This is a genomic window from Rhodopirellula halodulae (assembly GCF_020966775.1).
Taxonomy (GTDB): domain Bacteria; phylum Planctomycetota; class Planctomycetia; order Pirellulales; family Pirellulaceae; genus Rhodopirellula; species Rhodopirellula halodulae.
On the sequence record NZ_JAJKFV010000010.1, the window covers coordinates 256,483 to 268,270 of the forward strand.

Consider the following 11,788-nt stretch of genomic DNA (forward strand, 5'->3'; position numbering starts at 1 on the left):
ACCCTCTTGTGACATTCTCTCTTCTCTCTTGTCTAAAGACCACTAACGTGCGGACCTCAATTATGAAACGGTCGCCATCCGATACGCGTGGCGGGATCATCCTGCTCGTCGTTCTCAGCATGCTTGCCTTCTTTAGCGTGCTTGCTGCTGCTTTCCTTGTGTTCAGCAATCAGTCGCGTCGTGCTTCGTTTGCCATCGCTTCACGCAATATCAAGCAAAGCCATCCGAACGCGCTGCTGGATGAGGCATTGATGACATTGATCCGTGGAACGGACGACGGAAATAGTTCGTTCTTCGGGGAAGATATGCTGAGCGACTACTACGGACGCACGGATTTCACGGCATTGCAAGTAGGAACCGCTCCGGCAGTTGTTATCGACAACAATGCGTTCATTACCTTTCCGGTTGCGAATGACACGACCATCACGGGAGGCAAGGCCCTCTCCACTGATCCTATCAACGATCTTTACACGGGACGGGTTGTCACGTTCACGTCAGGGAATTTGGAAGGGCGTTCGTTTCGAGTTTTGCGATCCGTTGTGAATGCATCGAACGTCCACGAGTTGACGATTGCCACTAACTCGCAACTAGGTACTAGAGTTCCGGTTGCGGGCGACACTGTTTGGATGAATGGCGTCCCTCGAAATGCTGCCGGGATTGGCTTCAGCGGTACGAACATTGCCGCCAATGCACCACGCTCAACTTCCTATGGAGTCAATATTGGTTTCACGCTTCCGGTTGCTCTTCAACCGAAGTTGCTCGACGACACGGTCGATAAAAGCTCCTTCATTAACTCCAGCGGTAGTGACTTTGACGAGAGTTATGATGCGGCGGACTTCAATAATTGGTTCTTAAGCTACCGCGATTCGAATGGAGTCCTCATTCCGTCGTTCCATCGTCCTTCTGTGATGAACTACATCCTCAATGAGACGACCGATTGGAATCCGTCGACTGTTTCGACACTCTATTCAGATGTCGTGGCGAGTCTTGTTCGAGGAACATTCCGTCCGTTCCCGGTAGCAGAGGATCAGTTGAGAGTAGCCGCTGCTGGTGGTTCAGATGCGATTCATCCGAGGTTCACCGGAGGTAGCCCAAGTTTTGCTTTGCGTGCTCCAATTCCTATGCGTGCGTCCACGGATCCTACTGAGCCTTACTTGGCCGCTCGTGCACGCCTGAATCAACTTGCGAGTGCGTTGGTCGAGGGACCGTGGGACGTTGATAATGACTTCGACGGCGTCGCAGACAGTATTTGGATCGACTTGGGGCTGCCCATGGTGACATCGCCGGAAGGGCGGTTGCTTCGTCCGCTTGTGGCTCCAATGATTCGTGATTTGTCCGGGCGTTTGAATGTGAACACCCATGGCAACTACGCTTTGATAAATCAGAACGTGGGGTTGAACGAAACGGTTGCGGATTGGGCCGGTACCACTGGCGCAAATCAATTTGTGTTTCGGGGACTTGGTTACGGTCCTGCAGAAATCAATATCCCCGGTACCGCCCCCGATCTCTTCGCTTTGCTTCAGGGACGCTATCAGATCGGAGGGGCGACGAGCGAGCAAGTTCCCGGCCGCTCCGGTGCCGACGCATTTAGCGTATTGCGTAGTGGCTGGCGACCTGCCTCACTGATTGGGGACGGTGTCTACAAGCATTCTATCGATCCTTATGGTCGCGGTGGCTATGGTCTTTCGCTGAGTGGCGCGATCGTGCCCGCAAATGATGGCGACACCACAGTTTTCTCTCCAACCGACCTTGGTGAAACGTTGGACGACGATCCAGCAACGACGGGGGTTACCGAGCCTGCTTCAGATGAGTTGGTGGACAATCCCTATGAGTTTGATCCCACAGGAAACATGAGCGGTGATCGGCGCTATACCGAGAGTGAATTGGAAGCGATCGTGCGGGCGAACGAGTTTGACAGCGAATTGCTGCCTTCTCGTTTGACGGAGGTGATGCGCCCGTTGGTAACTGCAGAGGCTACGCTTGCGAATGCGACGACAACGTTGAGCGTCTCGGATGATTCGCCGTACGCTGGTGTCAATGCTGCTTCTGCATACGATGAAATTCGGACGCTTTTGCAGGGGATCACGCCGGGGCTGACGAACGATCAACTCAACGATCTGGTTGCACCCGAGTTGAGGCTCGCGAAAAAGCTGAACGTCAACCGGCCATTTGGCAATGGCGTGGATGACAATGGCAATGACGTCGTTGATGAGCCGAGGGAGGTGAATGTCCCCGGGTATGATGATGATGGCAACGGTGTTGTTGATGATGCGAGCGAGCAGGTGGGAGTCGAAACAGAAGCATTTCAATCCTATGCTGGCGAGACGATAGACACGTCGTTCACGGGTGTGGCACCCGACTACGTGCTGGACGATTCTGAGCCAGTGGGTGCTAGGCAACTGCTGGCACGGCATCTCTATGTGTTGATGATGATCATCAGTCGGGACTTGCAGAACGAGTTTCCTGGATATGGTGATACGCTCGGGACACCGGTGCCGGTAACGGACCGTGAAGCTTATCGGGCTAGACGACTCGCCCAGTGGGCTGTGAACGTCGTCGACTATCGCGACTCGGACTCCATTATGACCCGTTTCGTCTACGATCCCAATCCGTTTGACGGTTGGGCGGTCGCAGACGACGTGGACGGAGATGGTGTAATCGACACCACGTCAACTCCGGACGAGGTTTTCGGGACCTCAGCAACGCCGCCCACAACACAAAGTCCAGTCGTCTTCGGATGCGAGCAACCTGATTTGGTTTTTACTGAATCGTATGCGACTCATGATGTTCGAGTGCGGGACACGGATCTCGATGGCGACGGTCGGAAAGGAAATGCTGCCCCGGACCAGGATGAGGATACTGACCAAGTTCGTATCCCCCAGGGTTCTTTGTTTATGGAACTGTATTGCCCTCGTCGTCGGGTGATCGCTCCAAATGCAGACCCTAATACAGCAGGGATTCCTCGTGAGCTCTACGACGTAGATACAACCGGAGCAAACGTTTCTTACTCGTTGGATTTGGAACGAACAATCACGACCTACTTCGACGGGACGACTTGGGGAGATACAACGACGACGGCGTACGAGGTCCCAATCTGGCGGATTGCAATCAGCGAGCCACACTTTGAATCGCCTGTCGCTGCGACAACTCCCGCCGCGAATGCAAATTCACCGATTGTATTGCGAGACACGCTGCCCGATACGCTGTCGTTCCACCCCGAGCTTGCATCGCCGAATTCACTGGATGAAATCGACGACACAGCAGCAAATCTAAATCTTGAGCGATTTGTTTTCTTCACTGACTACGCAGATACAGCGGAGCTGCAAACCGCCATCACGCCGCTGCCAGACATCACCGAGCAGGCGAGTGTGTTTTTCAATTACAGCGGTACCACCGCTTCGCTCTTTCCGGAGCAATACCTGACGCTGGCGCCTCGCGTTAGAACGAATCTCGGTAGTCTCGTTTACGCCGCAGGGCCCGGAGGACCGAGCGAGCAAGCGTTTGAGATTCAGAACGCAGCTCCAGCCGTCGGTTTAATTCAGTTCGATGCGGCAGGCAACTCGCTGACGCCAAACACGTCGACCGATATTCTTCCGGGACTGTCGCTTCCGATGTCAGGGTTCCCTGCCGGCGATTGGTCAAACATTGGGACGACGTCGCCGAATGGAATCGGTTTGAACGTGTCCGAGCCGCTAGCGATTGCTCCTGGCGATTATTACGCCGAGCCGACCAATCGCTATCTGAACAACGCCGATTACCCGCTGACGGATGCCTACATTGAGCTTGATGCTGGAGGCAACACTATTGCTGGTGTCGTTCGAGACGAACCTGAAGACATGCAAGCCGGGCGTCCTATTCGAGAATTGACCGAGGCGTTTGTGAACTCCGCGACGGTCGCAGATCCAATGCTTGGCACGGTTCCAAACTACCGCACGGCCTTTCTGCAGCGACTTGCTGATCCGACGCGTGGCTTTCATCCTACTTTGAATCCTTACCGCACACTTGATCAGATCGCGATTGATTTGACGGTATTCAGTGGGGAGGAAACTCCATCGAACGTGACGAGCCCAGGGGATCCAGCGGCTACTGCGACAATCGAAGTGGACTACGCCGGAGGTAGTCGCCAACGCGACGGCATTGGCATGAATGGAACCGGGGCCAACCTGCTGTATTCGTACAGCACCGACGTTCCGGCTGCCGTTCCCAATGCCGGTGGAACGGACTATTTCAACTTAGGAACTGATATTCAAACAACGTTTAATTATCTGAATACCAACTTTGGCGTTCGAGCGACGACGCCAATTCGTGGTCGGCCTGCAAACCCATTCGCGATGCATCCGTGGTTGAATCGTCCGTTTGCAACTCCTCATGAGTTGATGATGGTGCCTGCGTGTTCGGCAGGTCGCTTGTTTGAGGAGTTCAGTGTGGTTGACCCGGCTGATCCAGACCCCGAAACGCTTGCTGAAGGCGAAACGAATACTACGGACGCGACTTACGCAGTAACATTCGTTTCCCCATTTCGTCATTTGTTGAATTTCTTCAACAGTGAGAATGTAAAGGATGGCGCGGCAGCTTCCGCTGCTGAGTTCAGTACCTTGTTCGAGTTCGTTGGAACTCCGCCACCGTTCCCTAGTGAGTCGGAAGTCATTGTTCCAGCAGCAATTGCCGGTTCTCCACTCGCAGATCTCTATTCAGCTCCGTTCAATTTCAATCAAGACAACCGACGGATTGGAAAAATCAATCTCAACACAATTGAAGAGTTCGTTGTCTGGAAAGGGTTGATGCAGGGACACTTGAATACTGGAGAATACACATCTGCTTCTGGTACGGGGACAGCGACCCAATTGTCATACAATGAATTTGTTGAGTCGCGGCGTGGATATGTTCCTCCCGGAACGAAGACGACGGTGGTCGCGTCAAACGCCTCGACTCCTGTGAACTACTTGCCCAATCAGTTGGACCCACGTTACCCAACACAGTTCGCGGGTGTCTTTAAGCGTGACTCAACGGGGCATCTAGCTCCTCAATTGCGGGACCTTCCGACAACCGGCAACGATGACCGAGAGGATTTACGTCGGCGGCGTGTGAACGCAGGTTTGTTGCGAATGGCGGGTTCGCTGGATGACCAAGAGTCCACGGGGGGCACGTCGCCGAATCCTGTGTCGCTGTTCGTCCGCGAGTCCACTCAAACTCCTGCCATCGCACCTACCAACCTTCACCTGAATCGCAATCGAAATGCATTCTTGAAATACCAAACATTGTCTCGGATGCCGAATCTGACTTCGGACAATTCACAGACTTTTGTTGTTCGGATTACCCTTGGTTTCTTTGAGGTCGACGCGACCAATACCAACAATCTGGGGAAAGAGTACAAGGAAGACATGGGGGAAAATGAACGCTTTCACGCGTTGTTTATCGTCGACCGCTCTATCCCGGTTGGTTTTATTCCGGGCCAAGATGTCAATGCACGTGACACTGTTGTTTTTGAACGGTTCTATCAGTGAGGAAGCATGGTCGATTCAAGATCGTTGATATCGACTGATTCTAGGACAATCAATGAATATAACTTCCTACCCTCGTTGTCTTCGCCGATTCGCGAGCAAGCATAGCGGCTTCACGCTTGTGGAAATGCTTATCGCGATGGCCGTCACGCTTTTGATGATGGCCGCAGTCGCACGGGCATTCGCGTTCGTCGGTGCACGGATTCGTGAGAGCCGCGCGAACGTTCAACTCTCGAACGACCTCCGAGATATCACGACCCGGATAAGCGATGAGGGGACGCGTCGCACGGTCAAGCTAACACCCAATCTCGGTGGTCCTGATCAAGCCGGCTATTTTCTTTACCACGAGGGCCCGGTCACGGATGCGACGTCTTCGTTGTTTCGTGCGTTTACCAATTCGGACGGATCAATCGATTTACCTGACTCTCGTTACGGTGACTTCGATGACTACGTCGCATTCACCGCGATTGCTCCAAAAGGAAGTTGGTTTACGGGAAAGGTGCCCCGCTACATTCTGGAGATGAAAGCTGCGGAAGTCGCAGGTACGACATACACGCTGCCTGCAGATGACCCGGGCACGCCGAACATTGACGAGAGTCAGGTGCCGTTTGAACCTGTGATGATTCAATCAAGGTTTGCGGAGATCGTTTATTTCGCCAGTCCTGAGTATCCCAATGTGGCGGCCGACGACCCCGCTTACCTTCGCTATACAGATGTGGACGGCGATTTCGATTTAGGAAGCGGCGCGGCGATCGAAAACGGGCTACCAGATCGTCTCAAAATTCATCGTCGAGTGTTACTGATTCGACCGGATCTGAATCTGTCGGGCGGCGCTTTGCCGATCCAGAATCGTAACGTTGGTGGCACGTCGGTGCCTTTTATGAGGGCTGACGTTTGGCCAGTGGCAACGACAGCGACGGTGCGTAGTACCGCGACAACTGCTGATGGTTGGGCGTACGGATTGGCTGGTATTCATCAACAGTGTGACCTGTCGATCCGACGTGTGCTGAATGCATCCGGAAACCCAACCATATCGGTAGCGGCCAATTCTCTGGAAGATCTGTCGATTCCACACAATCGTTTTGGTCATGTTCGAATTCCAAATTCAGTGTTGACTGGAAGCGGAGGTGCGGCTCCGACGTCCATGCCGGTCTTGGCGTTGTCCGGTCCCGCCACCGTGTTGAATATGCTGAACCTTTCAGCGTCGACTCCTCGTATTGCGCCGCCGCTTTCAAGTTCTGGGGCTGCACCGGTCGTTACTCCCAGCCGGCTTTGTGGCTTCATTCGGCGCGAGTTTGTCTTGGGGGATAACAGCACCCATCTGAATCCGGGGACTTACTGGGGAGGAGATCGACGCGGTGAAGACGTTGTGGTCAACAATGCATTGAGTTTCGATGTCAAGATCTTCGACCCCAACGTGGCATTGTTTGCGACGACGACGGGGCTAGTTGTAAGTCCCAGCGATGCGGGGTACCGGGAGACACTGCTCGAAGCAATCGATACTTCAACCGCGCCCGTGCTCAACGGTGATTTTGTTGATCTTTGCTACCCTGTCCTAGCCGGTGGATCTTTGAGAGGCTGGCAGCCGCGGTACCTCGACCGGGTTGATACCACTGCGGGAACAACCATCGCTGCGACTGGGGGTTACTTGTTCACACCGTTTTCTGGTTTGAACTTGTTTTCCAATGCATCTCAATCCTATTCCAATTCGCTTTATAGGTCTGGGCGAGTTGCAACGTCGGCGGTGAACACGATCGCTCTCTTTCAACCGGCCTTTGACACCTACACATCTCACTACGAGAAAGATGGTCTTCAGCAGGGACGCCTGAGTGCGGCAACCGAAGGAACCAGATGGGCAACCTCGGGCACCAATATCGATCGAGGTGCGGACGGAATCGATGGTGTCGGAATCTACAGCGGAGGTGCGGCGCCATTGAGCGCGAGGTACGGCCCCGATGATCTGGGTGAACGGGAAACGCAACCGCCGTTCCTGGATACTCCTGAAGCAATCCAGATTTCAGTGCGTCTTGAGAATCCTGCCACGAGGCAGATACGTCAAGCAAGTGTGACTCTTCGCGACTGAGCCGTTGTTCGGTTGTCGAGTATTTCCAGTGAGGTTGTGAGGCGACTTTGTTTGAGCGTGCGGCGGGCAGAACATAGCATGTCGCGGATTGCTCCGCGGTCCTGCGTGCAAGCCGAAGCGGCTAACCAACGTTCTGTTCCAACCAACCCAGCAGCCGCAGAGGGTTGGTTGGGGTGAGCACGTGTGACAGCCAGGCTGGCTGTCCCACGACATTCAACGAAATCGCACAAACGCGAGTATTCGCTCGGCGCGCGTTTTACGCTTCGCCATGTGAGACATGGCCGACTGATTGCGAAATCAACTTCTTCCACCAGCCTTGATCCTCGCTGGACCGATTCCCAAACGCGGGACCGCGGAGCGATCCGCGACACTCTCAGCACTCAGCCCTTAGCACTCCGCTCTCCGCACTCAACCCCGCATCGCGGGTCTAGCAATCGGCCCAGGTTCGGCCGTGGGCGACGTCGACTTTCAAGGGCACGTCCAATTGCATGACGCTGGTCATGGATTCCCGAACCAGGTCGCTCAGTGCGTCGAGTTCTTCGTCGGGTGATTCCAGCAGCAGTTCGTCATGGATCTGCAGCAGTAATCGGGCTTGCAGATCGCTTTGTTGCAACTGTTCGTGAACACGAAGCATGGCCAATTTGATCAAGTCCGCCGCGGTGCCTTGAATTGGCATGTTGATGGCAATCCGTTCGGGTTCGGTCAGACTGCGACGTTTGGATTCGGGAAGCTGGGCCAAGTCTCGCACGCCTTTGATTTCACGGCGTCGTCCCAACATGGTCGACACGTAGCCTTCGTCGCGGCAGCGTGCCAGCGTGTCCATCATGAAGGCTTCGACGCCCGCATAACGTTGGAAGTACAGTTCGATGTAGTCGCGGGCTTCGTCTTTGCCGATCCCCAGCGTCTTGGCCAAACCAAAAGGGCTTTGGCCGTAGACGATGCCGAAGTTGATCGTTTTGGCGATGCGGCGCAGTTCGCTGGTCACGTCGGCTTCGTCGATGCCGTTGACCTCGGCGGCGACGCGGGTGTGGATGTCGGCGTCTTCACGGTAGGCACGGATCAAGGCTTCGTCCCCGCTGTAGTGGGCCAGCACCCGCAGTTCAATTTGGGAATAGTCGGCACCCAGCAGCGACCATCCTTCACGCCCGGCGGTGAACGCGGCACGGATCGCTTTGCCTTGCTCGGTTCGAATCGGGATGTTTTGCAGATTGGGTTCGCTGCTGCTGAGACGCCCCGTGGCGGCGACGTCTTGCCGGAACGAGGTGTGAACGCGGCCTGTCTTTTCGCAGATCAATTGCGGCAGCGCGTCGATGTAGGTGTTCTTCAGTTTGGTGGCTTGTCGGTACTGCAGGATGTGCTGGGCGATCTCGTGATCCACCGCGAGCTGGCTGAGCACATCCGCGTCGGTGCTGACTCCGGTTTTGGTTTTTTTGATGACCGGCAAACCCAACTCTTCAAACAACACGACGCCCAGTTGTTTGGGGCTGTCGAGATTGAACTCGTGACCGGCGGCGGCAAAGACCAACGCGCGGAGGTCAGCGATTTCTTTGTCAAACCGCTCGCTCATTTGGCCGAGCGTGTCGGCATCGACATGGATGCCGTTGTATTCCATCTCCGCAAGCACTTCCGTCAGCGGCATCTCGACTTGATCGAACAAGCAGGCCAAATCGGATTCGTTCAGTTCGTTGCGAAGCGTTGGTGCCAATCGAATGGGGACGTCCACGTCTTCGCAGGCGTAGGGTGAAACGTCGTCCACGGGGACTTGGTCCATCGTGATCTGTTTCTTGCCGGTGCCGATCAGCGATTTGATCGACAGGTTGGTGTGGTTCAAACGTCGTTTGGCGAGATCATCCAAACCATGATTGCGGCCGCCGGAATGGAGCAGGTAATCGGCGACCATCGTGTCCATCGTGATGCCGCCCAACTGCACGCCGGCGGAACGAAGAACGATCACGTCGAATTTGAGGTTGTGTCCGACTTTTTCGATGTCGGGCGATTGCAACACATCGCGAAGCGTTTCCATCACGGTGGCTTCGTCCAAGCAGGGGGCACCCGCGGGGGCTCGCACCGGGATGTAGACCGCTTCGCCGGGTTGCCACGCGATGGAGACGCCGACCAAGTCGGACCCGCGTGCGTGGGTGCCGGTGGTTTCGGTGTCGACGGCCAGCACCGTTTGCTTGGCCAGTTCGGCGGCCAGTTGTTTCAGTTCGGCTTCGTTGGTGATCGTTTGATAGCGAGTGTGCCAAACGGGTTTGCTTTCGGTGGATGGGGCTTCGCCACCAAGTAGCTCCGCCGCGCGGCCACGAAGGCGGCGGAAGCCGAACTCTTGCAGCAATCCATCCACGCGAGACGCATCGGCGGCGGATCGCACGCAGCGGTTCCACGGGATCGGCGATTCGACGTCTCGTTTGAGGGCAACCAGCTCGCGCGACAGCATGGCGGCTTCGCGCCCGTTCATCAGGTTCTCTTTGCGTTTTTTGCCAGAGATTGATTCGGCGTTGTCGAGGATGGCTTCGAGGGAACCGTGGGTTTCCAGCAATTGTTGAGCGATCTTGGGACCGATCAACGCGATCCCGGGAACGTTGTCGACGGGGTCACCAACCAGGGCTTGGTAGTCGACGACTTGGTCCGGACGAATGCCCCACAATCCGAACAGTTCGGTCGCGTCGATCTCTTGATCTTTGCGGATGTTGTAGAGCTTGGTTTGATCGCTGATCAGTTGCCGGCAGTCTTTATCGCTGGTCACGACCAAGCAATTGCCGCCGGCGTTTTCGACTTTGGCCGCGACGGTGGCGAGCAAATCGTCCGCTTCGTAGCCGCCTTGTTCGATGATGCCGATTCCCATCGCATCGATGGTTTGACGGATCAGTGGGATTTGTTGCCGCAGTTCATCGGGCATCGAATCCCGGTTGGCTTTGTATTCGGGATACAGGTCGTTGCGGAACGTGACTTCGCTTTTGTCGAACGCGGCGATCAGGTAGTCGGGATTCTTGCGATCCATCAGTTCCAACATGTCGCCGACGAATCCGTAAACGGCGGACACTGGCAATCCGCCGGAGCTGGTCATCGGAGGCAGCGCGTGGAAGACTTGGTAGATCAGTGAATGAGCATCCACGACGACGACGAGTTTGCCGGCCAAGTCGGGGATTGGATCGTCGGTGGCTTCGGCGATGGTGTGTTGCAGCACCGCAGGCAGAGCGTCTTTGGAGATCCGCACGGCGTCGTGCCGTTGTTTGCGTTCCTCCGGTGTTTCGCGATCGCCGCGGGGGCCGTTGTCACCTGACGAATCATTTGGCTGGGAATCATCGGAAGCGGATGGGGCGTCCGCGGTTTGGGGGCGTGATTGGGATGTGGCGGCGACTTGATCGATGAGCGACGGCTGATCGCGGCCGGCGACGGATTCCAGCGGTGATGGATCGGCGGTGGGGGTGAAGCCTCGGGTGGCGGAAAGGGCGTCGGGATCGGAACCGGGGGATTCAGCGGCGGTGTTCGACGTGGGGGGCTGGGCCGTAGGTGGCTGGGCCGTGGAAGCAGATTTCGGCGTTGTGCTTGCGGATGGGGCGGTCTCGGGTGAAGACTGGGCCTCCGGTGATGACTGGGTTTCAGAAGTTGGTTGGGCTTCAGGAGTGGGCTGGTTTGGCTCGTCGAACCCGCTGAACAGCATTTGATCGTTGGCGTCGGGTTTGGAGCGGGATTTTGCCATGGGAGCCGAAAAAAGGGAGTCAAAAGGAGACGGACGAGCGAGATGGTTGGGCAGAGGAAAGCATACCGGGGGGAAGTGGAAAGGGGACAGGGCCACAGGGAGGCAGTGGGGAGGGCGGAGGGCTGGGCTGGGGCTGGGCTGGGGCTGGGATTGTCGTAGGACAGCCAGCTTGGCTGTTTTGTGGTTGGAACTTGTAACCGGAGAGCGGAGAGATTGTCGCGGATCGCTCCGCGGTCCTGCGCCGTGGCGTAGTTTGGCCACTCCTGGCCGACGCCGACCGTCTGCAATCAACCGTAGGTCCGGTTCCACCGAACACCACGCTGTACATTCCCTTCACTTTTCAAGCCAATCGTTTCTGGCGAAACGTGCTGGCATGGTCCGCAGGCGTTTATTTGCGAGGCGATCGTTGCTGGAGACCTCGCTTTGTTCCAAAGCATCGGTCGGGTCGTCATGTGAGACATGACCTACTGGTCGTTCCGGCTCTATGTGTCATGCTGCGGA

Annotated in this window: 3 protein-coding genes; 2 read left to right on the forward strand and 1 reads right to left on the reverse strand. The window is 55.9% G+C overall.

Translation table 11 applies throughout. From position 1 onward, the window contains the following. Positions 1–62: 62 nt before the first annotated feature. The gene (locus LOC70_RS08565) at positions 63–5,504 is read left to right on the forward strand and encodes a hypothetical protein (RefSeq protein WP_230253190.1); all 5,442 of its coding nucleotides are present in this window, start codon (positions 63–65) and stop codon (positions 5,502–5,504) included. A 52-nt stretch (positions 5,505–5,556) separates the two neighbouring features. Beyond that, positions 5,557–7,584, forward strand: a complete 2,028-nt coding sequence (locus tag LOC70_RS08570) for a prepilin-type N-terminal cleavage/methylation domain-containing protein (RefSeq protein WP_255715777.1) — start codon at positions 5,557–5,559, stop codon at positions 7,582–7,584. Positions 7,585–8,011: 427 nt separating this feature from the next. Here the strand turns inward: LOC70_RS08570 and polA are convergent, their stop codons facing one another. Beyond that, positions 8,012–11,287, reverse strand: a complete 3,276-nt coding sequence (polA, locus tag LOC70_RS08575) for a DNA polymerase I (RefSeq protein WP_230253191.1) — start codon at positions 11,285–11,287, stop codon at positions 8,012–8,014. Positions 11,288–11,788 lie beyond the last annotated feature (501 nt).

What these genes read in the sequence shown, in the direction of transcription:
- LOC70_RS08565 (WP_230253190.1), top strand. Translation starts at nt 63, where the DNA reads ATGAAACGGTCGCCATCCGATACGCGTGGCGGGATCATCCTGCTCGTC.
- polA (WP_230253191.1), bottom strand. Translation starts at nt 11,287, where the DNA reads ATGGCAAAATCCCGCTCCAAACCCGACGCCAACGATCAAATGCTGTTC.
- LOC70_RS08570 (WP_255715777.1), top strand. Translation starts at nt 5,557, where the DNA reads ATGAATATAACTTCCTACCCTCGTTGTCTTCGCCGATTCGCGAGCAAG.